The organism is Pseudomonas sp. P179, assembly GCF_000478485.2.
GTDB classification, from domain to species: Bacteria; Pseudomonadota; Gammaproteobacteria; order Pseudomonadales; family Pseudomonadaceae; genus Pseudomonas; species Pseudomonas aeruginosa.
On sequence record NZ_KI517354.1, the window covers coordinates 774749 to 800518 of the forward strand.

Annotated in this window: 32 protein-coding genes; 18 read left to right on the plus strand and 14 right to left on the minus strand. The window is 65.4% G+C overall.

What is annotated here, in order from left to right:
* Positions 1-118: 118 nt before the first annotated feature.
* Entirely contained in the window at positions 119-445 is a 327-nt protein-coding gene (locus tag HMPREF1224_RS45310) for a hypothetical protein (protein WP_124117754.1), read from the minus strand.
* A gap of 115 nt (positions 446-560) precedes the next feature.
* Here HMPREF1224_RS45310 and HMPREF1224_RS16180 point away from each other — a divergent pair, with 115 nt between their 5' ends.
* Complete coding sequence (locus HMPREF1224_RS16180; RefSeq protein WP_010793156.1) at positions 561-2339, plus strand: DNA cytosine methyltransferase; 1779 nt, start codon at positions 561-563, stop codon at positions 2337-2339.
* 51 nt (positions 2340-2390) lie between these two features.
* On the opposite strand, the gene HMPREF1224_RS45315 is transcribed toward HMPREF1224_RS16180, so the two are convergent.
* Positions 2391-2564 (minus strand): hypothetical protein, encoded by a 174-nt coding sequence (locus HMPREF1224_RS45315; protein ID WP_010793157.1) that lies wholly within the window; start codon positions 2562-2564, stop codon positions 2391-2393.
* An 85-nt stretch (positions 2565-2649) separates the two neighbouring features.
* On the opposite strand from HMPREF1224_RS45315, the gene HMPREF1224_RS16185 reads away from it, so the two are divergent.
* The 7 genes from HMPREF1224_RS16185 to HMPREF1224_RS16210 all read left to right on the plus strand — a co-directional run bounded on the left by HMPREF1224_RS16185 (position 2650) and on the right by HMPREF1224_RS16210 (position 6371).
* Positions 2650-3261, plus strand: coding sequence for a dATP/dGTP pyrophosphohydrolase domain-containing protein (locus HMPREF1224_RS16185; protein WP_010793158.1), 612 nt, complete (start codon positions 2650-2652; stop codon positions 3259-3261).
* The gene (locus HMPREF1224_RS16190; protein ID WP_003160553.1) at positions 3258-3581 is read left to right on the plus strand and encodes a DUF4406 domain-containing protein; all 324 of its coding nucleotides are present in this window, start codon (positions 3258-3260) and stop codon (positions 3579-3581) included. Before HMPREF1224_RS16185 ends, HMPREF1224_RS16190 begins: the two co-directional genes overlap by 4 nt.
* A complete protein-coding gene (locus tag HMPREF1224_RS16195) occupies positions 3578-4132 on the plus strand; it encodes a hypothetical protein (RefSeq protein ID WP_010793159.1) in 555 nt (184 codons plus the stop codon). The genes HMPREF1224_RS16190 and HMPREF1224_RS16195 overlap by 4 nt, the downstream gene beginning before the upstream one ends.
* A 109-nt stretch (positions 4133-4241) precedes the next feature.
* A complete protein-coding gene (locus HMPREF1224_RS45875) occupies positions 4242-5513 on the plus strand; it encodes a hypothetical protein (protein ID WP_010793160.1) in 1272 nt (423 codons plus the stop codon).
* On the plus strand, positions 5506-5628 hold the full coding sequence (locus HMPREF1224_RS45880; RefSeq protein ID WP_010793161.1) for a hypothetical protein: 123 nt from the start codon (positions 5506-5508) through the stop codon (positions 5626-5628). The genes HMPREF1224_RS45875 and HMPREF1224_RS45880 overlap by 8 nt, the downstream gene beginning before the upstream one ends.
* Positions 5625-6011 (plus strand): DUF7740 domain-containing protein, encoded by a 387-nt coding sequence (locus HMPREF1224_RS16205; protein ID WP_025991793.1) that lies wholly within the window; start codon positions 5625-5627, stop codon positions 6009-6011. Before HMPREF1224_RS45880 ends, HMPREF1224_RS16205 begins: the two co-directional genes overlap by 4 nt.
* 75 nt (positions 6012-6086) lie before the next feature.
* The gene (locus HMPREF1224_RS16210; protein WP_003160559.1) at positions 6087-6371 is read left to right on the plus strand and encodes a pyocin activator PrtN family protein; all 285 of its coding nucleotides are present in this window, start codon (positions 6087-6089) and stop codon (positions 6369-6371) included.
* Positions 6372-6380: 9 nt separating this feature from the next.
* Here the strand turns inward: HMPREF1224_RS16210 and HMPREF1224_RS16215 are convergent, their stop codons facing one another.
* Positions 6381-7487, minus strand: coding sequence for a tyrosine-type recombinase/integrase (locus tag HMPREF1224_RS16215; RefSeq protein WP_031628314.1), 1107 nt, complete (start codon positions 7485-7487; stop codon positions 6381-6383).
* 103 nt (positions 7488-7590) lie between these two features.
* Here HMPREF1224_RS16215 and dusA point away from each other — a divergent pair, with 103 nt between their 5' ends.
* Together dusA and tal are read left to right on the plus strand one after the other, a co-directional pair.
* Positions 7591-8595: a tRNA dihydrouridine(20/20a) synthase DusA gene (dusA, locus tag HMPREF1224_RS16220; RefSeq protein ID WP_023911957.1), complete on the plus strand. Its 1005-nt coding sequence runs from the start codon at positions 7591-7593 to the stop codon at positions 8593-8595.
* A 79-nt stretch (positions 8596-8674) separates the two neighbouring features.
* Positions 8675-9598 (plus strand): transaldolase, encoded by a 924-nt coding sequence (gene tal / locus HMPREF1224_RS16225; RefSeq protein WP_003090868.1) that lies wholly within the window; start codon positions 8675-8677, stop codon positions 9596-9598.
* Between the two features lie 87 nt (positions 9599-9685).
* On the opposite strand, the gene rssC is transcribed toward tal, so the two are convergent.
* Together rssC and rssB are read right to left on the minus strand one after the other, a co-directional pair.
* On the minus strand, positions 9686-10168 hold the full coding sequence (gene rssC / locus HMPREF1224_RS16230) for an anti-sigma factor antagonist RssC (RefSeq protein ID WP_003104052.1): 483 nt from the start codon (positions 10166-10168) through the stop codon (positions 9686-9688).
* Positions 10165-11349 (minus strand): two-component system response regulator RssB, encoded by a 1185-nt coding sequence (gene rssB / locus HMPREF1224_RS16235; protein ID WP_003114778.1) that lies wholly within the window; start codon positions 11347-11349, stop codon positions 10165-10167. Before rssB ends, rssC begins: the two co-directional genes overlap by 4 nt.
* Positions 11350-11595: 246 nt before the next feature.
* On the opposite strand from rssB, the gene pilZ reads away from it, so the two are divergent.
* Positions 11596-11895 carry a cyclic di-GMP-binding protein PilZ gene (pilZ, locus tag HMPREF1224_RS16240; protein ID WP_003104055.1) on the plus strand — a complete coding sequence of 100 codons (300 nt, stop codon included), beginning with the start codon at positions 11596-11598 and terminating at the stop codon, positions 11893-11895.
* A 57-nt stretch (positions 11896-11952) separates the two neighbouring features.
* Here pilZ and HMPREF1224_RS16245 read toward each other — a convergent pair whose 3' ends face one another.
* Positions 11953-12657 (minus strand): MlaA family lipoprotein, encoded by a 705-nt coding sequence (locus HMPREF1224_RS16245; RefSeq protein ID WP_003114777.1) that lies wholly within the window; start codon positions 12655-12657, stop codon positions 11953-11955.
* 102 nt (positions 12658-12759) lie between these two features.
* On the opposite strand from HMPREF1224_RS16245, the gene HMPREF1224_RS16250 reads away from it, so the two are divergent.
* Positions 12760-13164: an acyl-CoA thioesterase gene (locus HMPREF1224_RS16250; protein ID WP_004350269.1), complete on the plus strand. Its 405-nt coding sequence runs from the start codon at positions 12760-12762 to the stop codon at positions 13162-13164.
* 1 nt (position 13165) lies between these two features.
* Here the strand turns inward: HMPREF1224_RS16250 and HMPREF1224_RS16255 are convergent, their stop codons facing one another.
* Positions 13166-13885, minus strand: a complete 720-nt coding sequence (locus HMPREF1224_RS16255; RefSeq protein ID WP_003104061.1) for a UTRA domain-containing protein — start codon at positions 13883-13885, stop codon at positions 13166-13168.
* 133 nt (positions 13886-14018) lie between these two features.
* Between HMPREF1224_RS16255 and HMPREF1224_RS16260 the strand changes: the two genes are divergently transcribed.
* From HMPREF1224_RS16260 to HMPREF1224_RS16270, 3 genes are all read left to right on the plus strand, one after another.
* On the plus strand, positions 14019-14762 hold the full coding sequence (locus tag HMPREF1224_RS16260; RefSeq protein WP_003116578.1) for an HAD superfamily inactivated hydrolase PcrP: 744 nt from the start codon (positions 14019-14021) through the stop codon (positions 14760-14762).
* Positions 14759-15340 (plus strand): phosphonate degradation HD-domain oxygenase, encoded by a 582-nt coding sequence (locus tag HMPREF1224_RS16265; protein WP_003090877.1) that lies wholly within the window; start codon positions 14759-14761, stop codon positions 15338-15340. The genes HMPREF1224_RS16260 and HMPREF1224_RS16265 overlap by 4 nt, the downstream gene beginning before the upstream one ends.
* 73 nt (positions 15341-15413) lie before the next feature.
* Positions 15414-15677 carry a DUF4404 family protein gene (locus HMPREF1224_RS16270; RefSeq protein ID WP_003090878.1) on the plus strand — a complete coding sequence of 88 codons (264 nt, stop codon included), beginning with the start codon at positions 15414-15416 and terminating at the stop codon, positions 15675-15677.
* A 66-nt stretch (positions 15678-15743) separates the two neighbouring features.
* Here HMPREF1224_RS16270 and queF read toward each other — a convergent pair whose 3' ends face one another.
* The 3 genes from queF to ptrA form a co-directional block, all read right to left on the minus strand.
* Positions 15744-16574 carry an NADPH-dependent 7-cyano-7-deazaguanine reductase QueF gene (queF, locus tag HMPREF1224_RS16275; RefSeq protein WP_003098780.1) on the minus strand — a complete coding sequence of 277 codons (831 nt, stop codon included), beginning with the start codon at positions 16572-16574 and terminating at the stop codon, positions 15744-15746.
* A gap of 117 nt (positions 16575-16691) precedes the next feature.
* Complete coding sequence (locus HMPREF1224_RS16280; protein ID WP_003119888.1) at positions 16692-17309, minus strand: copper-resistant cuproprotein CopI; 618 nt, start codon at positions 17307-17309, stop codon at positions 16692-16694.
* Between the two features lie 171 nt (positions 17310-17480).
* Positions 17481-17672: a T3SS anti-activator PtrA gene (gene ptrA / locus HMPREF1224_RS16285; RefSeq protein WP_003090881.1), complete on the minus strand. Its 192-nt coding sequence runs from the start codon at positions 17670-17672 to the stop codon at positions 17481-17483.
* Positions 17673-17797: 125 nt separating this feature from the next.
* Here ptrA and HMPREF1224_RS16290 point away from each other — a divergent pair, with 125 nt between their 5' ends.
* Together HMPREF1224_RS16290 and HMPREF1224_RS16295 are read left to right on the plus strand one after the other, a co-directional pair.
* Positions 17798-18478: a heavy metal response regulator transcription factor gene (locus HMPREF1224_RS16290; protein ID WP_003098784.1), complete on the plus strand. Its 681-nt coding sequence runs from the start codon at positions 17798-17800 to the stop codon at positions 18476-18478.
* On the plus strand, positions 18475-19806 hold the full coding sequence (locus tag HMPREF1224_RS16295) for a sensor histidine kinase (protein WP_003090883.1): 1332 nt from the start codon (positions 18475-18477) through the stop codon (positions 19804-19806). Before HMPREF1224_RS16290 ends, HMPREF1224_RS16295 begins: the two co-directional genes overlap by 4 nt.
* A 49-nt stretch (positions 19807-19855) precedes the next feature.
* On the opposite strand, the gene HMPREF1224_RS16300 is transcribed toward HMPREF1224_RS16295, so the two are convergent.
* The 4 genes from HMPREF1224_RS16300 to HMPREF1224_RS16315 form a co-directional block, all read right to left on the minus strand.
* Positions 19856-20635 (minus strand): ABC transporter permease, encoded by a 780-nt coding sequence (locus HMPREF1224_RS16300; RefSeq protein ID WP_003090884.1) that lies wholly within the window; start codon positions 20633-20635, stop codon positions 19856-19858.
* A complete protein-coding gene (locus HMPREF1224_RS16305; protein ID WP_003090885.1) occupies positions 20632-21564 on the minus strand; it encodes an ABC transporter ATP-binding protein in 933 nt (310 codons plus the stop codon). Before HMPREF1224_RS16305 ends, HMPREF1224_RS16300 begins: the two co-directional genes overlap by 4 nt.
* Positions 21565-21639: 75 nt before the next feature.
* Positions 21640-22260 (minus strand): glutathione S-transferase family protein, encoded by a 621-nt coding sequence (locus tag HMPREF1224_RS16310; RefSeq protein WP_003108953.1) that lies wholly within the window; start codon positions 22258-22260, stop codon positions 21640-21642.
* A 114-nt stretch (positions 22261-22374) separates the two neighbouring features.
* Positions 22375-23046, minus strand: coding sequence for a transglutaminase-like domain-containing protein (locus tag HMPREF1224_RS16315; RefSeq protein WP_003098789.1), 672 nt, complete (start codon positions 23044-23046; stop codon positions 22375-22377).
* Between the two features lie 152 nt (positions 23047-23198).
* On the opposite strand from HMPREF1224_RS16315, the gene HMPREF1224_RS16320 reads away from it, so the two are divergent.
* On the plus strand, positions 23199-25646 hold the full coding sequence (locus tag HMPREF1224_RS16320; protein ID WP_003108955.1) for an acyl-CoA dehydrogenase: 2448 nt from the start codon (positions 23199-23201) through the stop codon (positions 25644-25646).
* Positions 25647-25770: the final 124 nt, after the last annotated feature.

The window sequence follows — 25770 nt, forward strand, 5'->3', positions numbered from 1 at the left end:
CACCGGACGCCGCCCTGTGGGCGATTCAACCATGCCTCGTGGGCCGCCCTGTCAGGCAGGGCGGCGTCCAGTGCCTGTTCACGGAGTACTGACGTACTTCTAGCGGGTCGCGTACAGCCTAACGACTCTGGGTGTTGAGAACCTCATAGTTACGATCTGCATGCGCCTTGGTTACCCAAGTGTTCTTTGTCGACCTGGCTTGAGCCTTGGATCCGCTCAAAGTTTGGACCACTCGTCCCACGGCCTTCGATGCAACAAGTGCAGCGCTTTCAACCTTTGTCGGAGAACCCCGATAGCCTGCGGCAGACCGAAAATGATTGAGGATGATGTCTTGCTGATAAGCAGGTGTTTGCTCTCCACCGATTGTTGATGCACCCACCGTCTCATACCGGTAATAGACCTTGGTGTCATCGAACACGATCTCGACGATTCTGAAGTCAGGCATCTCTCCTCCCTGATCCGGCCCCATGCCGGGCCTTCCAAATCTAACTCCAACGACATCACTGCGCCATCACGCATAGCGCAGTGCGTCCTCACGTTCGCGAAAAGGAACCCGCCGCATGATCAAGCGCACTCTCTACCACTTCCACTTCTGCTGCGGCCTGGGCGGCGGTGCCGCCGGTTTCAACCGGGCGCGCCCGCGGGTCGGCAACGTCGAGGCCGAATGGGTCTGCCTCGGCGGGATCGACGTGGACCCGGCCGGATTGCGCGACTTCGAGCGCCTGGCCGGTGTCCCGGGCACCCTGCTGGACCTCTTCACCCGCGACCAGTACGTGCGGTTCCACGGCAAGGAGCCGCCGACAGGCTGGCGGGAGGCCACCCCCGAGGATGTGCGCCGCGCCGCCCAGGGCAAGCGCCCGGACGCGGTGTTCATCTCCAGCCCCTGCAAGGGGGCCTCCGGCCTGCTGTCCGAGAAGTTGAGCCTCACCCCAAAATACCAGGCACTCAACGAATTGACTCTGCGCTGCATCTGGCTCATGGGCGAAGCCTGGGCCGATGACCCGGTGCCCCTGATCGTCTTCGAGAACGTCCCGCGCCTGGCCAGCCGCGGTCGGCACCTGCTGGACCAGATCAACAGCCTGCTCGGTGGCTTCGGCTACGCCGTGGCGGAAACCACTCACGACTGCGGCGAACTCGGCGGCCTGGCCCAATCGCGCAAGCGCTTCCTGCTTGTCGCGCGGCACGTCGAGAAAGTGCCGCCCTTCCTATACGAGCCAGAGAAGAAGTCGCTCCGCGCCGTCGGCGACATCCTCGGCCGCATGCCGCTTCCCGGCGACATTGAGGCCGCAGGCCCGATGCACCGCGTGCCGTCCCTGCAGTGGAAGACCTGGGTGCGCCTCGCCCTGGTGCGAGCCGGCAGCGACTGGCGCAGTTTGAACGACCTGGCCGTTGAGGACGGCTACCTGCGCGATCTGATCATCGTCCCGAAATATCAGGCAGGCTACATGGGCGTTCACGGTTGGAACGACAGCATGGGCACCATCGCCGGCCGCAGCGGCCCCACGAACGGGGCGTTCTCGGTAGCGGACCCGCGCGCACCGGCAAACGCTATGCAATACCAGCAGTACGGCGTCCGCCGCTGGACCGACACCTCCGGCGCCATCATCGGCGTCAAGTCGCCCGGCCAGGGCACGTACTCCGTCGCCGATCCGCGCGGGCAGAGCTTCGGCAAGTACCCGGTCACTGACTGGGACGGTCCGTCCGGCACCGTGATCGCCGCCAGCACCACCGGCCAGGGCGCTTTCGCCGTGGCTGATCCGCGCCACAGCGGCCCTGCCAAACACTCGAACGAGTTCCGCATCGTGCCTTGGAGCCGCCATGCACAAGCGGTTACCAGTGCCCACGGCACAGGGCAATGCGTCGAAGACCCGCGGGTGCTCAACCGGACGAAGGGAGACTCCTACCTCACCGGCGGCCACTACGGAGTGGTGGGCTTCAACCAGTCCGCCGGCGCAGTGTCGGCCAGCGCCAGGCACGACAATGGCCGGTGGAGCGTCGCCGACCCGCGCATGCCGGCGGCGAACGACCGGCTGACCTGCATCATCCAGTCGCTGGACGGCACCTGGCACAGGCCGTTTACCACCCTGGAACTCGCCGCGCTGCAGAGCTTGGTCGACCCCGAAGAGCAGTTGGTCCTCGACGGCCTGAGCGACAGCGACTGGCGCGAGCGCATCGGCAACGCCGTACCACCGGCCGCGGCCGAGGCCATCGCCGGCGTGATGGGCACCACCCTGCTGCTGGCCGAGCAGGGCGAGACGTTCATGCTCAGCAATACGCCCATCTGGGTGCGGCAGGTAGCGGTGGGGTTGAGTGTGGATCAGAAAGAAGAGCGGCCCTGAAAAGGGCCGCCGCAATAAACAGTTGCACTACAAAATCACTGGTGGATCCCGTTAGATTGGGGATTCCTCATCAGAGGCCAGGCGCTTCACGTCGTCCCGGGGGACAACGGCAAGAACCGACTTGAAAGGGCCGTAAACCACGTACTTGTCCCCTTCGACCTCGACCTTCACGGCCGTATCGTAGATCTGGGTGTGGCCATCGTTATCTTCAATTGCTACTGCCATTTGCATCTCCTTGCTCCGGCCCCATGCCGGGCTCCCGAACCTACCCCACTCCATGCCATTGCGCCAGCAGGCGAGAGGTACTCCTATGTCCGCAGAAAACAACAACTCCGCCATGACGACGAACCAGAACCACCCCGACGATCACCTCCTGATGTTCCAGGACGAGGCCTACGCGCTTGGCCGCGCCCAGGGGCGCCTGGACGTGTTCCGTTTCGACCTGCACCTGGAGCGCCAGCGCCGGTTCAGCGAACGCACGTTCGGGCCAGGGTCGCGCGCCGCCGGCGTCATCGACCACATCCGCAAGGAGCTGCGCGAGATCGATGAAGCCCCTGGCGACCTGGCCGAGTGGATCGACGTTGTGATTCTCGCTCTGGACGGGGCTTGGCGTACCGGCGCCACTCCGGCGCAGATAATCGACGCCCTGGTCGCCAAGCAGACGAAGAACGAGGCGCGCACCTGGCCGGACTGGCGCACGGCGCCGGCCGACAGGGCAATCGAGCATGACCGAGCGGACGAGCCGGTCGACGACAACACCTACTTCGTCATGCGCAACGCCGGCGGCGCCGTGTTCGTGAAGCACGGCCCGTTCTTCGTGAGCCAGGGCGGCCTGACGGAGGACTGGGGGAAGAACTGGAAGCGCATCAGGGCCGGCAGCCTCAAGCATGCCCGCCAGGTCGGGGAGGAGTTGCTGCCGTGACCCAGCGCATCTACCTCGCAGGCCCCATGACTGGCCTGCCCGAACACAACTTCCCCGCGTTCCACGCCGAAGCCGCGCGCCTGCGAGGCCTCGGGTACCAGGTCGAGAACCCCGCCGAGCACGGCGAGATTCCGGGCTTCGAGTGGGCCGACTACCTGCGGCTCGACCTGCAGAAGCTGCTCACCTGCCAGGCAATCGCTCTGCTGCCCGGCTGGATGGACTCGAAGGGCGCCAGGCTGGAGTTCACCGTAGCCACCAATCTGGGAATGCGCGCTCTGCACGCGGAGCACATCACCGGTCCTGCGGAGGATGCGCCATGACCGACCTCTTCTACCTGCAAGACAGCCGCAGCAACGTCGGGAGCCGAGCAACGTTCTGGCGCGCCGGCGGCGGCTACACCACCAACCTCGACGAAGCCGAGACGTTCACCAGCGCCCATGCCGTTCGGCAGTACAAGTGCCGGGAAACCGATCTGCCCTGGCCGGTCGACTACGTGCGCGCCCGGGCCGAGTACGGCGTCGATCACCAGGACCTGGACCTGTCCCGGACGCAGGCACTCGCCGGCGCGCCGGCGGACGACCGCATCTACGTCGCCTACGACAGGGACTGGGACGGCAACTGCCTGGTCTGGGTACCCGAGGCCGCCGGCCGGACATCCAACCTGGCCGCCGCACGGACCTGGCCGCTCGACCACGCCGGCATACTCACCGCGCGCGGGCGCGCGCCCTGGCCGAAGTCCTACATCGACCAGCATGCCAGGCCTGTTGCTGTGGCGGCCTCCCTCAACCACAAGCAGGCCCTCCGGCTGTGCGGCCTGAAGTTGCCCAAGCAGGCGCTGGACAAGAGCGCCCAGCCCACCCTCTTCACCTGAGTACCGCAATGAACCGCCCCACCATCTGCCGCACCACAGGCCAACGGATAGGCCTGTGCAAATGCTTCCGCTGCCGGCCGCCGGCGCCGGAGCAACCGGAGACACCGCAATGTCCTCTACCCAACACCAACTGATCGAGCAGTGCGCCACCCGCCTGCGCGGCATCGTCGAAGCCCTGGACAACATCCACGACAACACCCCGCGCCGCTGGTCGACGGAACTCGACGACGTTCACTCCTCAGCCGAGAGCCTGCTGGCCCTGATCAAGGACCAGGCGCCGGCTCGATCGGAAGCCAGCTTCGAAGAGTGGCTGGCCAACGAACTCGAGGGCGAGGACGGCCAGCCTGTTCCAGCTGCGGTATGCGACATTGCCCTCGCCCGTCGAGCATTCAACCATTGGCCCAAGCTGGAACAGCCAGCCAAGGTCGGTGGCGTCCGCTTCAGCGCTGGCGTGTCGTCGCGGCTGGTAGTCGAAGCCGCCCAGCGGCTGTACGAGTTCGAGTCCACTCCGGAGCAAGAGGCGGAGCGCATCGAGCGGCTCCAGGCGTTTCGCGAGCAACTCGACCCGCTCAACCTCGCCCCGCATGCGAAAGCGTTCAACGAAGCGCCTGCCGAAGCACTCAAGTCCGAGCAGGCAGAGGCGGAGCTGGAGAAGCAAGAACCTGTGGGCGAAGTGCGTGAAAGCGGCGGCACCCTGACAGCAGTGATCGTTCGCCACAGCTATGCGACGAAACTCCCTGTCGGCACGAAGCTCTACGCCGCCCCTGTAGCCCAGGCTCAGCAACTCCACGACCTGGACAAGCAGTGTCGCGATGACGTAGCGCGTGCGCTCGGCTTGCGCCCGTCCCAGGAGCGCGGTTTCGCATGGTCCTACCTGCTGGCCTCGATCAAGTCATGCGTGAAGGCGTCCGAGGATGCCGCCCAGGCTCAGCACAGCGTGCCGGAGGGGTGGAAGCTCGTACCGATGGACCCGACGTCGCAGATGACCTTTGTCGGCCAGTCCCTGCGTTATGACGCGGTAAACAGCATCGGCGAGATTTACCGGCAGATGCTCGCCGCCGCGCCCGGCAAGGAAGTGCCGCAGGCCTGGCTCGATGTTCAAGCCGAGCGCCTCCGGCAGGTCGAGGCAGAGGGCTGGATGCCGGAGCATGACGATGCGCACGACACCGGCGCGCTGGCGTCCGCAGCGGGCTGCTACGCCATGTTTTCTCTCGCATATCCTGCTGGCGACCCTTCGCGTTTCTGGCCATGGGACAAGTCGTGGTGGAAACCAAGTCCTGACGGGCGGCGCAACATGGTCAAGGCCGGCGCCTTGATCCTGGCCGAGATCGAACGCCTCGACCGAGCAGCGGCGAGCCAGGGAGGGCCAAGCGATGCGTAGAGCACTGACCGCCCTCGGCATCATCGCAGCCCTCGGCCTGGCCGTGGTGGGGCTGGTGGAGATATTCCCGATCATCCGCACGCTGGCGGCATGGCAGACGGGGTGCTTCGGATGAAGCAGAAACCAGGCATCGCACTTCCCCGCTGGCTCCTGCGGACCACAACGATGCAGATGCACAGCGTCGACGTGGTATTGGTCATGGCGCTGGTGCTCCAGCACCACGGCACGGCCGACGCTGTTCGCCGCGCCGCCGGTCAGCTTCGCGACAGAGTGTGTGCCGAGCACCGGCCCAAGATGACCGCGCTCATGCGCATGCAAGACGACGCGGCGGCGCTGCAAGTGGCGCTCAACATCGTCCAACGCGCCACCGACGCCCTGGGCATCCTGCCGGGAACGCCGTTTCCGGCCAGACCTTCGCCCAGCGAAAGCCCACCGGATCAGGGGCACATGCCCGCCAAGGCTGGTCCCGTCACCGGTGAGCCGGTACATCCTACCTGAAATCATCCATGCCCGCGGCCCAACGGAAAGGGTCGCGGAACAGCCCGGCCGGAGAGCTGGGATAGGTAACGCCCAATGAACACCCTGTTTCTGTTGATGGCTCAGTACGATGGCGCCGCCATCATTCCCCTCGAACGCGTCTGCGCCGACTACTTCAGCCACCTGACCCCCGAGAAAATGAAGATGAAGGTAGCGGCCGGCGAAATCGACTTGCCGCTGGTACGCATGGAGAACAGCCAGAAGTCTGCGCGTGGCGTACACCTGACGGACCTGGCGAACTACCTTGACGAACGGCACAGAACGGCGAAGGAGGAGCACGAAAAGCTCATGGGGCGCAGAACCCTGCGCCGTGCATCCTAACCCTCCCGCCTACCGGGCCTCGATCGTGGGGCCCTCTATTATCTGCTCCAACCACGGCCAGTCTTCGTACTTGTCGCCGTTCCCTCTCAGATGCGTGTATCGCCGCATCGAATTCCAGTCCCGGTGGCCCGAGACGCTGGCCACGCGCGGAATATCCCATCCGATCTCGAAAAGCCGACTGATGCCGTCATGGCGCAGGTCGTGAAAGTGGAGATCATCGATCTCCAAGAAGCTGCAAGCCCTGGTAAACGAAGCGCTGACCGACTTCGCGTTATAGGGGAACACGAACTCCTCGCGCCGGGGCATCGAATGCAAAATTCGCCATGCCTGATCTGGCAGGTGGCACCAGACATCATTCCCGTATTTCTGGCCCGGATTCTTCATGTCGGTGATCAGCACTGCCTGGCGTGCTTCGTCGATGGCGTCCCAGCGGATCCGGGTGATCTCTTCCTGGCGGCGCGTTGAGAAAATCGCAAAGCCGATCATCCGAACCATGTCGATCTGCTGCTTGCGACGCTCCCGCATTTCAACGAAGTAGGCAAGGATGGTGTCAAGCTCCTCCAAAGTTGGGCGCCTGTCCCGCTCGTTGCTCCTGGAAACCCCTCCCATCTTGCGCAGAACGCGCCTGGCGTCGGCCATGGCCACCGGATCCACCTCGTAGCCCCATGCTGGGCGCGCAACCGTCAAGACGGCACCGAGGTGAGAAAGATCGTTGCCTACAGTCTGCGGCTGCACGCCGCCCTTCTCGATGCGATCCATTGCGTACTCGACCAACACCTGGGAAGTCAGGTCCCGGTCGACCACATCCCCCAGCCATGTCGCAGCTATCGCCTGGAGCGTCGCCTCCTTAGTCCTGCCCAACGGTCGCAGTTTCCCGTACTCCTCAAGATACTGCTTGATCATTTCCCGTACAGTGACGCCCTTGCGATTGGCTCGCTCGATCGCGCCTGGCGCTGCCAACTCTGCCTCTCGGCGCTTCAGCCAGTTCTGGGCCGCCGCCTTCCGGTCGAACGTCTGGCTTTCCTGATAAACTGCCTTCCCCTGTCGCATGATGCGGATCTGAGCCGTAAAAGCTGCGGACCCATCCTTGCGCTTCCTTTGAGTAATCGTCCCCATTTGCTACACGCCCGTCTCGCGTTGCTACATTTAAGCAAAGGAGATTAAGCAATAGTGCTAAACGGTAGCAAATCGGAGTGAATCAGCAGCAACCGGAAACCCCATGAAACCCGCAGAAATACTCGCAAGCCCAGCAACTACGGTATCTAGGAGGTTTTCTGTCGCACCGATGATGGACTGGACCGATCGCCACTGCCGCTTCTTCCTGCGCCAGTTGTCCCGTCACACCTTGCTCTACACCGAGATGGTCACTACCGGCGCGTTGCTGCACGGCGATCGCCAGCGCTTCCTCCGCTACGACGAATGCGAGCACCCACTGGCGCTGCAACTGGGCGGCAGTGTGCCGGCGGAACTGGCGGCCTGCGCGCGGCTGGCGGAAGAGGCCGGCTACGACGAGGTCAACCTCAACGTCGGCTGCCCCAGCGACCGGGTCCAGCACAACATGATCGGCGCCTGCTTGATGGGGCATCCGGCGCTGGTGGCTGACTGCGTGAAGGCGATGCTGGATGCGGTGGAGATAGCGGTGACGGTGAAGCACCGCATCGGTATCAACGGGCGCGACAGCTATGCCGAGCTCTGCGATTTCGTCGGCCAGGTGCGCGAGGCCGGCTGCCGGAGCTTCACCGTGCATGCGCGGATCGCCATCCTCGAAGGGCTCTCGCCCAAGGAGAACCGCGAGGTGCCGCCGCTGCGCTACGAGGTCGCGGCGCAATTGAAGAAGGACTTCCCGGACCTGGAGATCGTCCTCAACGGCGGCATCAAGACCCTCGAGGCCTGCCGCGAGCACCTGCAGACCTTCGACGGCGTGATGCTCGGTCGCGAGGCCTACCACAACCCCTACCTGCTGGCCGCGGTGGACAGCCAGTTGTTCGGCAGCGAAGCGCCGCCGCTCAGTCGCAGCGAGGCCTTGCTCCGTCTGCGTCCGTACATCGAGCGACACCAGGCCGAAGGCGGCGCGATGCATCACGTGACCCGCCATATCCTCGGCCTGGCCCAGGGCTTCCCCGGCTCCCGGCGATTCCGCCAGTTGCTCTCGGTGGACGTGCACAAGGCCGCCGATCCGCTGCGGGTTTTCGACCAGGCGCTGGAACTTCTGGCGGGGCGATAGCTCCCATTGAGCCGCGCCTGCGGCTCGGGTAAGGTCGGGGAATTCTTCTTCCCAAGAACCCACCTGACAAGACCTCGCCATGACTTCGAAGCTGGAACAACTCAAGCAATACACCACGGTGGTCGCCGACACCGGCGACTTCGATGCCATTGCCCGCCTGAAGCCGGTGGACGCCACCACCAACCCGTCGCTGCTGCTCAAGGCCGCCGCCCTGCCGCGCTACGCCGAGCACCTTCGACAGGCTACCGCAGGTAGCGGCGGCGACGCCGGACTGGCTTGCGACCGCTTCGCCGTGGCAGTCGGCAAGGACATCCTCGGAGTCATTCCCGGACGTATTTCCACCGAAGTCGACGCGCGCCTGTCGTTCGACAGCGAGGCCACCCTCGCCCGCGCCCACCGCCTGATCGAGCTGTACGACGAACAGGGCATCGACCGCGAGCGGGTTCTGATCAAGATCGCCTCCACCTGGGAAGGAATCCGCGCCGCCGAGATTCTGGAACGCGAGGGCATCCAGACCAACCTGACCCTGCTGTTCTCCTTCGCCCAGGCGGTGGCCTGCGCCGACGCCGGGGTGTTCCTCATCTCTCCGTTCGTCGGGCGCATCTACGACTGGTACAAGAAGAGCGAGAACCGCGACTACGCCGGCGCCGAGGATCCCGGCGTGCAGTCGGTCTCGCGCATCTATCGCTACTACAAGGCCAACGGCTACAAGACGGTGGTGATGGGCGCCAGCTTCCGCAATCTCGGCCAGATCGAGCAACTGGCCGGCTGCGACCGCCTGACCATCAGTCCCGACCTGCTGCAACAACTGGCTGACGCCCAGGGCGAGCTGCCGCGCCTGCTGCTGCCGGGCGAAGGCGAGCCGCGCCAGGTGCTCGACGAGAGCGCTTTCCGTTGGCAGATGAACGAGGACGCCATGGCCACCGAAAAGCTGGCCGAAGGCATCCGCCTGTTCGCACGCGACCAGGAAAAGCTCGAATACCAGTTGGCGACCCGCCACTGATCGCCGCTGCCGGCGGGACGCGCATGCAGGGCGTCCCGTTCCGGCGCAGCGGAGGATTCAGCAGGAATTCGGGAAGGGATCGACCGGTTAATGGCGCTCCAGGGCGCTGACCAGGTCGTGGAAGGCTTCGCGGTTGGATTCGTTGAGGCCCATCAGGATGCGGTGCGCCTCCAGGACCTTGTCGCGCACCACATCTTCCGACTGGTCCTGCGGCGGCAGGTCGGACAGGCATTCCGGGCACGGAATCGGACGATCGACGATATTGAACACCTGATCGAAGCCCATCGACTGCAACAGACGGGTAATGTCCGGATTGGTGGTCACCAGCGTGGGCAACAGGCCGATTTTCTGCCGCGACAGGATGGACAGCTTGGCCAGCAGGCCGAGCGTGGTGCTATCGATGCTCTGGGTTTCCGTAAGATCGATGATGATCGCCGAAAAATTCAGCGCAGCGAAGATCTTTTCGATGGTGGAATCCAGGGCCGAGCACAGGGTGAGGCGGACCTCACCGACGAATTTCAGAACGAAGGAGCCGTTCTGTTCGGCAAACTGGATTTTACCGGTACTCATGCAAGGTTCCTGCTCAACACCAGCAAGGCGATATCATCCGGCATCTCCGCCAGGTTGGCCAGCCCGAAGACCTGGCGCAGCCCGTCGAGGGTGCCTCCGGCGGCTGCCACCTGTTCCGGTAGCGAAGCCTCTTTCTCCTTCAGCGTAGCTCCTGGCAGCACATCGAGGATGCCATCGGAAAACAGCGACAGGCTGAAGGAAGGCGGCAACTCCATGACCCGGTCGTCATAGGTCGCATCGTCGAACAGGCCCACCGGCAGGCCACGGCCCTCCAGGTAGCCCGCCTGCCCTTCGACGAACAACACAGGAAGCGGCAGGTGGCCGCCGATGCTGTAGGTCAGGCTGTTCTTCTCCAGGTCGATGACCCCGCCGAGCATGGTCACGTGCTTGCCCAACTTGGTGTTGATCAGGCCGCGGTTGATGTGCGCCAGCACCTCGGACGGCTTGAACTCCGGGAGCGTGCCGTTGCGCCTCGACTCATAGAGCAGGCGCGTGGTCATGAACTTCAGCAGCACCGTGACGAAGGCCGAGGAAGCGCCATGGCCGGAAACGTCGGCCAGGTAGAACGCCACGCGTCGCTCGTCGACCCGGAAGTAGTCGACGAAGTCGCCGGAGAGATACAGCGACGGAATGATCCGGTGGGAAAACTCCAGCCCCTCGATGCTCCACGGCGTCACCGGAAGCATGTTCATCTGCACCTGGCGGCCGGCGTTCTGGTCTTCCTGGAGCAGGTTCAGGCTGGCCTGCAATTCGCGGTTGGCGGCTTCCAGCTTGTCGCGGTAGCGCTGGTTCTCGACCCGCAGGTAAGCGCGATCCAGGGCCCGGCGCACCGAATGCTCGAGCACCGCGAGGTCTTCCAGGGGCTTGATCAGGTAGTCGGCGGCGCCCAGGCGCAAGGCTTCCACCGCATCGCTCATCACGCCGGCTCCGGAAAGTACGATGATCGGCGTTTCCGAAGCGGTCTGGCGGATGCGGCGGATCAGTTCGAGGCCGTCGATCTGCGGCATGCGCAAATCGCAAATGACCAGGTCCGGCTGTTCGCTTTCGAAGATCTGCAGGCCCTGCAGACCGTTGAGGGCCTGCAACACCTTGAAGTTGCTGTCTTCCAAGTAGGCGGCGAGGCTTTCGCGCACCACCTCGTCGTCATCGATGATCAGCAGCGTGGCACTGACTTTATGCATGGGTCATCCAGGCAAACGGCGCCGGAAACAGTGGGTCCTAGGCGCTTATTGTAAGTGACAACAGCGCGGCTACGGGGTTCGACAAGGCGCAGACGGTACTCCCATCCGTTGAGCAGTTCAAGCCGTTGACCTTTGCCGGAAAATCCGCCTTTGTCCGTCCGATCCCGTCCGCACGGTATAAACTTTGACGATAATCGCCAGGATTGCCAGTCGCCCTCCCATCGCCCCGACCATGAGGATCAGCCCATGCAGCCCATCGAGCACAACTACAGCGAGAAGCGCGACTTCATCCGCATGAAGCTCGACACCCCGGTCACCATCCGCTGCGAAGGCCGCGAGTCGGTGGCCCTGTGCCGGGACCTGTCCGCCAGCGGGCTGCTGCTGGAAGCGCAAAGCGAACTGGCTCCGGGCGACCACCTGCGGGTGAGCATCCCGTCCACCCACGAGACGCTCACCGGCCTGGAACTGGAAGCCCGCGTGGTGCGCTGCGAACGCCTCGGCCCGGGTCGGCATAGCCTGGGGCTGAGCATCGTCGCGATCCACTGAAACGACGAAAGGCGACCCAAGGGCCGCCTTTCCAGGTGTCGCACGAAGCGGGTCGACTTAGAAGTCGTCCTCCACCTCGCCGTCCTTGACCTTGAACTCGCGGTTCTGCAGGTAGGCGTTGCGGATGAAGATGTACTTGTCGCCGCTGATCAGTTTTTCCGACTTCAGCAGGTTGGCACGGGTGTCGACGGTATTGATGCCGAACATCACGTTGCGCGCGCGTACGTCGTCCATGTAGTGGTAGGGACTGACATAGATGTCCGGGATCTTCGCCGGGGCATCGCGCAGCGTGCTCGGGCCGAGGAACGGCAGCATCACGTACGGGCCGCTGCCGACGCCCCAATAACCCAGGGTCTGGCCGAAGTCCTCATCGTTGCGCTGCAGGCCCATCGGGGTCGCCACGTCGATCAAGCCGGCCAGGCCGAAGGTGCTGTTGAACAGCAGGCGGCTGGTGTCCACGCCGGCATTGTGGAACTTGGCCTGCAACAGGTTGTTGGCCAGGTTCTTCACGTCGCCGAGGTTGTTGAAGAAGTTGTGCACGCCGTCCTGAACGAAGTTCGGGGTGACCTTCTGGTAACCCTGGGCCAGCGGTTTCAGCGCATAGGTGTCCAGGGTGTCGTTGAAGGTGAAGATGGGACGGTTGATGCTTTCCCAAGGGTCTTCTTCACTGGCCGCCAGGGACAGCGTGGGTGCCAATGCGAGGCTGGCGCAAGCCAGGATTCGGGCACTACGTTCGATCCAGTTCACGCCGCGGGCGCGCATTGCTGTATCTCCTTTGCATGACTAGTCTTGGCCGCCAGCGCGGCTTCAGCGTGCGCGCAGTATATAGGCTCGCATCGATTTTGAGACTAGAAGAGTTACGAGATGGCTGACAGACAATTGCTACACACGGCCCATATCCCGGTGCGCTGGGGCGACATGGACAGCTACGGGCACGTCAACAACACCCTCTATTTCCAGTACCTGGAAGAGGCCCGGGTGGCCTGGTTCGAAACCCTCGGCATCGACCTGGAAGGCGCTGCCGAGGGGCCGGTCGTGCTGCAAAGCCTGCACACCTACCTGAAGCCGGTGGTGCATCCGGCCACCGTGGTGGTGGAACTGTACGCCGGCAGGCTGGGCACCAGCAGCCTGGTACTGGAACATCGCCTGCGCACCCTGGAAGATCCGCAAGGCACCTATGGCGAAGGCCACTGCAAGCTGGTCTGGGTGCGCCACGCGGAAAACCGTTCGACGCCCGTGCCGGACAGCATACGCGCCGCGATCGCCTGACTCAGGCGCCCGGATAGGCCGCGTCGAGCACGATCTCCAGAGCGTCCGGGCGCCAGAACTCCTGGTCGAACTCGACCACCCTCTGCCCCTCCGCGTAACTCAGTCGCTCCAGGTACAGCGCCGGCGAACCCGGCGCCAGTTGCAGCGGCTCGGCCTGGGCCGCGTTCAGCGCGGTCGGGTGCATCGCCAGTTGGCAGCGCGTCGGCTGCAGGCCGAAACGCTCGCGCAGCAGGCTCATCAGCGAAGTATCGAGGTCGTGGTCCAGCAGGCCTGGGCACCACCCGGCATCCAGGGCGATCAGTTCGATCAGCACCGGACGCTCGTCCACCCAGCGGCGCCGTTGCAGGAAATACACCGGCGCGCTGTCCTCCAGCCCCATCCGCTTGGCCAGCCAGGCGCCGGCTGCACGCCGCTCGGCGTGCAGCGTCTCGGTACGCGGCTGGCGTCCCTGGGCGCTGACGTATTCCATGAAGCCGGTGGTACGGGTCGGGTTGTAGCGGATCCGCGGCGGCGCGACGAACCAGCCGCGGCGGTTCTCGCGATAGACCAGGCCTTCGGTTTCCAATTGCTGCAGGGCTTCGCGAAGGGTGATGCGGGTACACAGGAAGCGCTCGGCCAACTCCCGCTCGGAGGGAAGTTTCACTTGCAGCACACCCTGGGCGATATCCGCGGCGAGCTGGTCGCGGATGCGCAGGTACTGACGAGATTGATCGACCGGCATGACGGCCTCGCTGATTCAGACCGGCCGATTATAACGGCAGCCCGTCGGCCTATCGCCACTGCCACGAAAACGTCACGGCGGCGTCACAAAACCCCTCTAGGCTGGCCTAGACCATTTGCCAGACGCCTTTCGCATGCCCAGCTCCGACCAACTCCCGCGCTTCACCGCCCTGCTCTTCGGACTCTCCGGCGGCCTGGTGGATTTCGGCGCCCGGACCCTGTCCCTGGCGCTGCTGCGCAGCCATCCGCATAGCCCTGCCGAACACCTCCGCGACGCCAGTCTGCTGCCCTTCGCCGAGGCACAAAGCTTCCTGTTGCAGCGCAAGCCGAACAAGAACGAGCGCCAGCGCCTGGAGCAGGCCCTCGACGAAGCCGCCGAGGAACAGGCCGAAGCCATCGCCGGTGCCGTGGCCCTGCTGGAGAGCCTGGACGAACAACGGATTCCCTACGCCTGGCAGGACGAGCTACCGGAATCGGTCTGCCAGCGCCTTGCCGCGCCGCTCGGCCGAGCGGACGCCCTGATCCCCCTCGCCGGCGCGCGCCCCTGGCCGGCCCCCGATGGCTGCTGGCAGGCCCTCGCCCGGCTGGGCATCGAGCGCCTCGACGGCTGCGTGCTGGTCAGCGCCCAACCGCGTCAACTCCAGGCCGGACTCAATGCCGGGCTATGGACCATCGGCCTGGCCGCCAGCGGGCCGTCGTGCGGCCTCTCGCCAGCCGACTGGGACGCTCTCGGACATACCGAGCGCGACCGCTTGCGCGCCGACGCCACCCTGGAACTGTACCGCCTGGGCGTGCATTCCGTGATCGATCACCTGGGCGAGCTGCAACCCTGCCTGCACGACCTCGCCGTCCGCCGCCTGAAAGGAGAAAAACCATGAGCCGCGCCCGTCACCGCTTTCTCGACGAACTGGCCGAACGCTTCGCCAGCCATGGCGCCGAGCCCTATGGCGAGGCAGTCAGCCAGGCCGAGCACGCGCTGCAGTGTGCGACCCTGGCCGAGCGCGCCGGTTGCTCGGACAGCCTTGTAGTCGCCGCCCTGCTGCACGATATCGGCCACCTCTACGAAGACCCGGCGCAGATCGACGAGGAGGACCTGCGCCACGAGGAATTCGGCGCACGCCTGCTGCGCGAGCTGTTCCCAGAGTCGGTCTGGCAGCCGGTGCGCCTGCACGTATCGGCCAAGCGCTTTCTCTGCGCGGTGGACCCGAGCTACCACGCCAGCCTGTCGCCGGCCTCCCGGCACAGCCTGGTGCTGCAAGGCGGGCCGTTCGACGAGCGTGCCGCCGCGGCCTACATCAAGGCGCCCTATGCCCAGGACGGCCTGACCCTGCGCCGCCTCGACGACCTGGCCAAGGACCCGGCCATGCGCACCCCCGAACTGACGCACTTCTTCCCGCTGCTGGAACGCCTGCTGCGGATTGATCCGGATCGCGCACATCTGCGCCCGACAGGTTAATCTGTTCGGCATGGACGGACCTTTCGGCGCCCGCCGGAGGTCCACCGAAGACTTGTACGTCGAGGGAAATACCATGCCGAAAGAGAGTCTGCTGCGCGAACTGTCCGCCCTGCGCGAGCAACTGGAGCAACAACCGCCGCTGAACGAAGAGCAGCGCGCCGAACTGGAACTCCTGATCAGGGACATCGAACTGAAACTGGCCAACGAGGACGCCCTCAACGAAGGCAGCCTGGTCGATGGGGTCAACCTCGCCGTCGAGCGCTTCGAGGTCAGCCACCCGACCCTCGCCGGCACGCTCCGCTCCATCGTGCAGAGCCTGGCCAACATGGGTATCTGAACGACTTGCCGAAATGAAAAGCCCCGGCATGGCCGGGGCTTTTTCGTATCCGCGTGTTGCGAGGCGTTACTGGCGCACCAGGCGTCGGTTGTCCGGTGCGACCTCCGCCAGGCTGCGGTAGGGATTGATATCCAGGCCGCCACGGCGTACGTAGCGCGCGTAGACGCTGAGCGCCTGCGGCTGCAACAGGCGCTGCAGGTCGAGGAAGATGCGTTCGACGCACTGTTCGTGGAAGTCCTGGTGCTGGCGGAAGGAAACCAGGTAGGCCAGCAGGCTGGCCGGGTCCAGCGCCGGGCCCCGGTAGTCGACCACCAGGGTGCCCCAGTCGGGCTGGCCGGTGACCGGGCAGTTGGACTTGAGCAGGTGGCTGTAGAGCTGCTCCTCGACGATCCGCCCGGCGTCGCAGCGCAGCAGTTCCGGGCGCGGCTGCTCGTAGCCGTCGACGGCGATGTCCAGCTCGTCGATGCAGCGCCCCGGCAGACGCCCGATGCCCTCCTCGGCAACCTCGTCGAGGCTGCGCAGGCGCACGCCCACGGGCGCCCCGGCAGCGGCCGAGAGGTCTTTCTGCAATACCGCGCGAAGCGCCTCGCGACTATCGAAGGCGGACTGGTTGAGGGAATTGAGGTAAAGCTTGAACGACTTCGACTCGATGATGTTCGGCGAGTCCGCCGGGATCGAGAACTCGCCGATCGCCACCACCGGCTTGCCGGCCGGGGTCAGCCAGGACAGCTCGTAGCAGTTCCAGATATCCACGCCGCGATAAGGCAGGGTCTCGGCGCTCAGGCCAAGCTCGGCCCATTTCGCCGTGCGTGAAATGGGAAACAGCAGCGACGGCGTGTAGCTGGAGACGTATTCGCTGGTCTTGCCCAGCGGCGAATGTTCGGCGGGATGCTGCATGAGGGAAACCTGCTGGATGAATCGCGCAGGGCCCTTCCCCGCGCGCCGCGCCGCACTGGCGGGCGGCGGCAAGTGTATACGGATCGGCCGGCATCTTCACGCCGGCCGTCCGCCGGCTCAGGGCTGCACGGTCAGTTGACCGACCATCCCGGCCTGGTAGTGGCCGGGGATGTTGCAGGCGAACTCCAGCCGGGTGGCTTTGGCGAAGGTCCAGGTCAGCTCGGCGCTTTTGCCCGGCTCGACCAGCACGCTGTTGGGGTCGTCGTGCTTCATCATCCGGCCATGGTCCATGCCGGCCATGCCGTGGCCCATCTGACTATGGTCCATCGACGCCATGCCGGTCGGGGTGAGCATCCCGGACTGCTGCATCTCCAGCATCTCCTTCTGGTGCTCGGCATGCATCGCCGCGTCTCCCAGGTTGAACTCGTGCAACAGCTTGCCTTCGTTCTTCAGCACGAAGCGGACCGTCTCGCCGGCCTTGACCTCGATCGCCCGCGGCTTGAAGTACATGTCGCCGAGCACCACCTCGATGCTGCGGCTGGCCTGCGCGGCCTGGGCCGGCTTGCCGAAGGCCTGGCCGTGGGCCGGCGAAGCCTGGGCGCTGGCACCGAAAAGCACGCCGAGGACGATCAGGGAAGCGGGAAGCAGGCGGCGCGGAAACATACGGGGAATCTCCATCGGGTTGATGTCGCCTATCCTGTGTCGCTGCGCCTGCCGGCTGGCTGTCGGGAGCATTACATCTTTGTCAGCTTGCCGCCGTTGCGGACCGCGAAGGCTAAGATCGCCCAGCGCCACCGACGGGCATAAAAAACCCGCCGACCGGAAACCAGGGAACCGGTGGCGGGTGAAGACGGGATCGGAGCCCTCCGTCATCCCGTGTGGAGCCGGGGGTGGAAGAACTGGCGATCAGCAGTTTTCCTTGTCCTTCTTCGTCGCTTCGGCCTGCTTCGCCAGTTTCTCCTGGTGCGCGGCACGAGCCTTGGCGGCCTGGGCCTGCATGCGCTCGAAGACGATGTCGCCGCCGCTGTCGGCCATGGCCGGAACGGTCGGGGCGAGGACCAGCAGGAAAGCGAGGGTGGAGGCAGTGAAGGTACGCATGGGAAGTCTCCTCGAATGAGTTCCCCTGTAGTCTGCGCGGGGGCCACTGTCGCCCCCGTTACCCACTGATTACGATGCTGTCAGAAACAGGTCGGCATGGCCGGCAAATGTAACGAGGGATGAACATGAAACTGCTGATCGTCGAAGACGAACCGCGCATCGGCCAGTACCTGCGCCAGGGGCTCGCCGAGGCAGGCTTCGCCGTCGACCTGAGCGACGATGGCAACGAGGGCGAGCAACTGGCCCTGGGCGGCGACTACGACCTGCTGATCCTCGACGTCATGCTGCCCGGCCGTGACGGCTGGCAGATCCTGCGCAGCGTGCGCGACGCCGGGATGACCGTACCGGTGCTGTTCCTGACCGCCCGCGATGCCGTAGAGGACCGCGTGCGCGGCCTCGAACAAGGCGCCGACGATTACCTGGTGAAGCCGTTCGCCTTCGTCGAACTGCTCGCCCGGGTGCGCACCCTGCTGCGCCGGGGCAGCCAGCAGTTGCAGGAGACCACCCTGCAACTGGCCGACCTCGAACTCGATTTGCTGCGCCGCCGGGTGCAACGCCAGGGCAAGCGGATCGACCTCACCGCCAAGGAGTTCGCCCTGCTCGAACTGCTGCTGCGGCGCAGCGGCGAGGTGCTGCCCAAGTCGCTGATCGCCTCGCAGGTCTGGGACATGAACTTCGACAGCGATACCAACGTCATCGAGGTGGCCATCCGCCGCCTGCGCGCCAAGGTCGACGACGACTACCCGCAGCGCCTGATCCATACCGTGCGCGGCATGGGCTACGTTCTCGAAGAGCGCGACGAATGAGCGCCGGGTTCGGCTCGCGGATGTCCCTCGGCGTCCGCCTGAGCCTGCTGTTCGCCGCCTGCACGGCGGCGGTCTCGCTGATCGCCGGATTGATCTTCAGCAGGGCCATCGACGAGCATTTCGTCGAGCTCGACCATATGGCGATGTCCGCCAAGCTCGCGGTGTTTCGCGATGAGCTGCGCGGCCTCGGCTCGGAACAACAGATGCGCCGCCGCGAAGCGGAACTGCTGCGCGAACTGGCACGCCATCCCGACCTCGGCCTGCGCCTGAACGGCCCGGATGGCAACCTCTGGTTCGAGCGCCTGCCGCAGCCTGCGCATCCCGGCCTGCCCGCCAACCGCGAACTCGGCGCCCCGCTGGAGCCCGGCAACGACGCTTCGCCGCGACTTACCGTGATCCTCGACATCAGTCATCACCAGCACTTCCTGCAACGCATGCGCCAGTTGATCTGGCTGACCATGAGCCTGTCGGCGCTGGCCACGGCGCTGCTCGGCGCCTGGGCCACCGGCGCCAGCCTGGCGCCGCTGCGACGGATGCGCGAAGTCGCCGCGCGGGTTTCCGCCAACTCCCTCACCACCCGCCTCGACGCCAGCCGGATGCCAGAGGAGCTGCGCGGCCTGGCCGGCGAGCTGAACGCCATGCTGGCGCGCCTGGAAGAAGCCTTCCAGCGCCTCTCGGCGTTCTCCGCCGACATCGCCCACGAGTTGCGCACCCCGCTCACCAGTCTGCTGACCCAGACCCAGGTGGTATTGTCCCGCCCACGCTCGCTGGAGGATTATCGCGAGGCCCTGCACGGCAACCTCGAGGAGCTGGAACGGCTCACCGCGATGGTCAACGACATGCTGTTGCTGGCCAAGGCCGACCACGGCCTGCTGGCGCCCAGCCGCCAGGCCCTGGACCTGGGCGCGGAAGTCGACTCGCTGCTGGAGTTCTACCAGCCGCTGGCGGAAGACCGCGACATCCGCCTGCTGCGCGAAGGCAGCCTGAGCCTGCCCGGCGACCGCGGCATGCTGCGGCGGGTGCTGGCCAACCTGCTGGACAACGCCCTGCGCTTCACCGCCGATGGCGGCGAGATACGTATCCGTCTCGGCGACCGACGCCTGAGCGTGGAGAACCAGGGTCCGGCGATTCCTCCCGAGCGCTTGCCGCGCCTGTTCGACCGGTTCTATCGTGCCGATCCGGCGCGCCGCGAAGGCCAGGGTGAACACGCCGGGCTCGGCCTGGCGATCTGCCGCTCCATCGTCCAGGCCCACGGCGGCGAGATCCGCTGCGAGTCTGCCGACGGCTGGACCCGTTTCGTCATCGATTTCGCTCGCCCGCGCCGATGAAACGCGAAGCCCCCATGACGGGGGCTTCTGTTTCATGCCTTCGAGCGTTTCATTGGCGCATGCCGCGCCCGCTCACCAGCAGCCTTACGCAGCCGAGATAGAGCACCGCGGTGGCCAGCAGCATGAAGCCGATGGCCACGCCGATGCGAATGTCGGAGACGCCGAGGATGCCGTAGCGGAAGGCGTTGACCATGTGCAGGATCGGGTTGGCCAGCGACACGGTCTGCCAGAACGGCGGCAGCAGGTTGATCGAGTAGAACACCCCGCCCAGGTAGGTCAGCGGCGTCAGCACGAAGGTCGGGATGATCGAGATGTCGTCGAAGTTGCGCGCGAACACCGCGTTGATGAAACCGCCCAGGGAGAAAATGGTCGCGGTAAGCACCACCACCAGCACCGTGATGCCCAGGTGGTGCACCTGCAGCTTGGTGAAGAACAGCGACAGCATGGTCACGATCACCCCCACCGCCAGGCCGCGCAGTACGCCGCCGATGGTGTAGCCGAGGAGGATGGTGTGCGGCGATACCGGCGACACCAGCAGCTCCTCCACCGAGCGCTGGAACTTGCTGCCGAAGAAGCTCGACACCACGTTGCCGTAGGCGTTGGTGATCACCGACATCATGATCAGGCCGGGCACGATGTATTCCATGTAGGTGAAGCCGCCCATGTCGCCGATCTGGCGGCCGATCAAATTGCCGAAGATCACGAAGTACAGGACCATGGTGATCGCCGGCGGCAGCAGGGTCTGCGGCCAGATCCGGGTGAAGCGGCGCACCTCGCGGTAGACGATGGTGTTCAGGGCGACCAGGTTGGCGCTCAGCTCGCTGCTCATCGGGCGATCCTCGTCAGGTTCTTCTCCACCAGCGACACGAACAGCTCCTCCAGGCGATTGGTCTTGTTGCGCAGGCTCAGTACCTCGATGCCTTGTGCGCCCAACTGGGCGAACAGATCGTTGATGCCCTGGCTTTTCTCCACCTGCACTTCGAGGGTGTGATCGTCCACCAGCCGCGTCGGGTAGCCGTCGAGAGTCGGCGGCAGGGCCTGGACGTTCTTCAGGTCGAGCAGGAAGGTTTCCGAATGCAGGGTCATCAGCAGGTCACGCATGCTGGTGTTCTGCACGATCTCGCCGTGGTCGATGATGGCGATGTTGCGGCAGAGCTGCTCCGCCTCTTCCAGGTAGTGGGTGGTGAGGATGATGCTGATGCCTTCCTGGTTGAGTTCGGTGAGGAAGCTCCACATCGAACGACGCAGCTCGATGTCGACCCCGGCGGTGGGCTCGTCGAGGATCAGCAGGCGCGGCTGGTGGACCAGTGCGCGGGCGATCATCAGGCGCCGCTTCATGCCGCCGGAGAGCATCCGCGAGGCTTCGTTGCGCTTGTCCCACAGCCCCAGCTGGGTCAGGTAGCGCTCGGCGCGCTCCTTGGCGATCTTCGCCGGGATGCCGTAGTAGCCGGCCTGGGTCACGACGATGTCGAAGACCTTCTCGAACTGGTTGAAGTTGAACTCCTGCGGCACCACGCCAAGGCAACGCTTGAGGCCGGCCGGGTCCTTGTCGAGGTCGTGGCCGAACACCGAGACCGAACCGCTGGTCTTGTTCACCAGGGTCGAGAGAATCCCGATGGTGGTGGACTTGCCCGCGCCGTTGGGGCCGAGCAAGGCGAAGAAATCACCTTCGGCGACGTCCAGGTCGATGCCCTTGAGGGCCTGGAAACCGTTGCCGTAGGTTTTCGTCAATTGACGGATGGACAGGGCGGAACTCATTAGGCTTCCCGTGTCGGAAGGTGAAGAGGAAGAGCTAGATAAGGCTACGGGTAACAAAATGCAACAGTAGCCGGCTCAGGTCAGTTCGGTCATTACCGCGGTGCGGAACGCCGGGCGCTCGCGCAAGCGCAGGTACCAGGCCTCGAGGTGGGGCAGCGGCGGGCGCTCGATGGGCATCTCGAACCAGGCGTAGATGAAACAGCCCAGGGGAATGTCACCCATGCCGAAGCGTTCGCCGGACAGCCAGGGTTGGCCGGCCAGGGTCTGGTCCGGCACCCGCAGCAACTCGCCGCAGGTCTGCAACGCCTTTGCGATCAGGGCCTCGTCGCGTTGCTCCGGCGGCGTACGCAGCGTTCCCCAGAACAGGTCGCGGAACGGCCCGGCGAGAGTCGAGGTGGTCCAGTCCATCCACTTGTCGGCGTCGGCGCGGCGCACCGGGTCCTGCGGATAGAGGTCGCCCGGCGCATAGCGGGCGGCCAGGTAGCGGACGATGGCGTTGGACTCCCAGAGGACGAAGCCGTCGTCCTCGATCACCGGCACCCGACCGTTCGGGTTCATCGCGCGGAACGCCGGCTCATCCACCAGGCCGAACGCCCCGCCGGCATCCACCGTCCGGTACTCCAGGCCAGCCTCCTCGGCGCACCACAACGCCTTGCGCACATTGCTCGAGTTCTTCCGGCCCCAGATGGTCAACATACTCTGCGTTCCCTCTTCGGTTGATGCGGCGGATGGGTCGCCGGAGCGCCCGGACGACATGCCGCACCCTACCGAGGATGGACCGAAGAAGGAAGACGCGCCGGCTGATGGTGACTATCGACGCCCTTCATCTTGCCCGGCCTCGGCCTGGAAATCGCCGTCCAGGGCCAGCGGGCGGCCGGAGAACAGGTGCGGATAGTGCTGCTGCAAGTGGGAGAAGAACAGTTCCTCCGGCAGGTCGGCGAACTGGCCGTGATCGGCCAGGTACTCCATGTAGCGCTCGCCCTGGCGGTTGAATGGATGGAAGACGCTGTCGGCGACGCCGTCGAACTCCAGCGGAGCGACGTCGAAGGCGCGGCACAAGGCACGGTTGAACGCCGGGGTGGCCTTCACCCAGCGGCCCTCGAGGTACAGTTCGGTATAGCCGTGCATGGCGAACACCTCGCTGCGCAGCGCCTCCAGCAGGCGCGGCGTGGCCAGGTGGTTGCGGACGTCGGCCAGGCCGATCCGCGCCGGAATCCGGCAATGCCGAGCGCAGGCGGCGAGCAGGATGGCCTTGGGCACGCAATAGGACTCGCCCTGCTGCAGCGCGTGGCTGGCCTTCAGGGTCTGCGGATCGCGGCTGAACACGTAGGGGTTGTAGCGCACCCCGTCGCGTACCGCGTAGTACAGCGCGACCGCCTGGTCACGCGGTTTCGCCGAATTCCCCCGGGATTTTTCCGCGAACTCCACCACCACCGGGTGGTCACTATCCACGAAGCGGCCGGATTGTAGGTAGGACTGCATGGCGGGCTCCCGGCGGGCAATTTGTCCCAGTCTAAACGGGAAGTTTTCGCCTATAACGTGACAAACCGGCCAAGCTGACCGGCCCTGCCGCCAAACGGCGGCAAACGGGCTAAGCTCGAGACGCCGCCTGGCGTCTTCATGGAGGATTCCGCATGTTGTTGCTCTGGTTAGTCGTACTGGTACTCGGTGTCGCTTACCTCGCCCATCGGCGTACCCCACCCGCTCCCGCGCTCGGCATCAGCGCCGCCTACCTGATCCTGATGGGCGTGTTCAGCCACGCGCCCGGCTGGCTGCTGCTGGTCTTCTGGCTGCTCTGGCTGGCGGTGGCGCTTCCCCTCGCCCTGCCCGACCTGCGCCGGCGCGTGCTCAGCGGTCCGCTGTTCGCCTGGTTCCAGAAAGTCCTGCCGCCGATGTCCGACACCGAGCGCGAGGCCATCGAGGCGGGCACCGTGTGGTGGGATGGCGAATTGTTCAGCGGCCGCCCGGACTGGCAGAAACTGCTCGACTACCCCAAGGCGCAACTCACCGAAGAAGAGCAGGCCTTCGTCGACGGCCCGACCGAAGAACTCTGCGCCATGGTCAGCGACTGGGACATCGGCCAGCGCATGGACCTGCCGGAAGAAGCCTGGGCCTTCATCAAGCAGCACGGCTTCTTCGGCCTGATCATTCCCAAGGAGTACGGCGGCAAGGGCTTCTCCGCCTTCGCCCACTCGCAGGTAGTGATGAAGCTCGCCACCCGTAGCGGCGACCTGGCCTCGACGGTGATGGTGCCGAACTCCCTCGGCCCGGCCGAGCTGCTGCTCCACTACGGCACCGACGAGCAGCGCCAGCGCTACCTGCCGAGCCTGGCCAAGGGCGACGACATCCCCTGCTTCGCCCTCACCGGCCCCTACGCGGGCTCCGATGCCGGCGGCATGACCGACGTCGGCATCGTCTGCAAGGGCGAATGGGAAGGTCGCGAGGTGCTCGGCCTGCGCCTGACCTGGGAAAAGCGCTACATCACCCTCGGCCCGGTGGCCACCCTCCTCGGCCTGGCCTTCAAGTGCCACGACCCGGACCATCTGCTGGGCGACGAGGAGGACCTGGGCATCACCCTGGCGCTGATCCCCACCGACACCCCCGGGGTCGAGATCGGCCGCCGCCACGTGCCGCTGGGCGCCGCCTTCATGAACGGTCCGAACTCCGGCAAGGACGTGTTCGTGCCGCTGGAGTACATCATCGGCGGGCAGGAAATGATCGGCAAAGGCTGGATGATGCTGATGAACTGCCTGTCGGTCGGACGCTCCATCTCGCTGCCGGCGGTGGGCACCAGCGCCGGCAAGGCCAGCAGCTACGTCAGCGGTCGCTACGCCCAGGTCCGCGAGCAGTTCAACGTGCCGATCGCCGCCTTCGAAGGCATCCAGGAGGCGCTCGCCCGCATCGGCGGCAACGCCTGGCTGATGGACAGCGCGCGAATCCTCACCGCCAACGCGGTGGACCTCGGCGAGAAGCCCTCGGTGCTTTCGGCGATCCTCAAGTACCACCTCACCGAGCGCGGCCGCGAGTGCATCGCCCATGCGATGGACATCCATGGCGGCAAGGGCATCATCATGGGCCCGAACAACTACCTGGGTCGTTCCTGGCAGGGCGCGCCGATCTTCATCACGGTGGAAGGCGCGAACATCCTCTCGCGCAACCTGATGATCTTCGGCCAGGGCGCGATCCGTTGCCATCCGTACGTGCTCAAGGAAATGGAACTGGCCCAGCGCGAGGACAAGGACCAGGCCGCCCGCGAGTTCGACGCGCTGCTGGTGAAGCACATCGGCTTCGCCGTCGGCAACGCCGCCAGCAGCTTCCTCCTCAGTCTCAGCTGCGGCCACCTCGGCAACGCGCCCGGCGACCGCATCAGCCGTCCCTACTTCCGCGCGCTGAACCGCCTGGCGGCGTCCTTCGCCCTGCTCGCCGACTTCAGCATGATGCTGCTGGGCGGCGAACTGAAGCGCAAGGAACGCCTCTCCGCGCGTCTCGGCGATGTCCTCAGCTATCTCTACCTGGGCTCGGCGGCGCTCAAGCGCTACCACGACCTGGGCAACCCGGACTACCTGCATCCGCTGCTGCGCTGGGCCATGGAGGAAAACCTCGGCAAGGCCGAGGCGGCGCTGGAGGACCTGCTGAACAACTTCCCCAGCCGCTTCTTCGGCTGCGCGCTGAAGGTCCTGGTACTGCCGTTCGGCCGCCGGCACAAAGGGCCGGGCGACGAACTGGACGCCGAGATCGCGGAAATCCTCGGCCGTCCGGACGACGACCCGGCGTTGCAGGCGATCCTCGCCGGCGCGTTCCTGCCGAAGGACCCGCAGGACCCGGTCGGTGCCCTCGCCCACGCCTTCGACGCGGTACGCGAAAGCGCCGCGCTGGAGAAAACCCTGCACAAGGCGATCAAGGAAGGCAGGGTCCAGCCGCAAGCGGGGCAGAACCCGATCGATGCCGGCGCCGCCGCCGGCGTGCTGAGCGCCGAGCAGGCGCAAGCCCTGCACCAGGCCGAAGCGGCACGGCGCAAGGTGATCGACGTCGACGACTTCGCCAAGGAGGAACTGCAACTGGCCGACGGCAGGATCCGCTGACACTCCGCGGCAAAGCGACGGTCGCAACCGACAAAGGCGCCTTCCGGCGCCTTTGTCGTCTTCACCCACCCAAACCCGGGCGATTGGCTAGAATCGACGGGCACATCCCTGACGTACGGGAGGC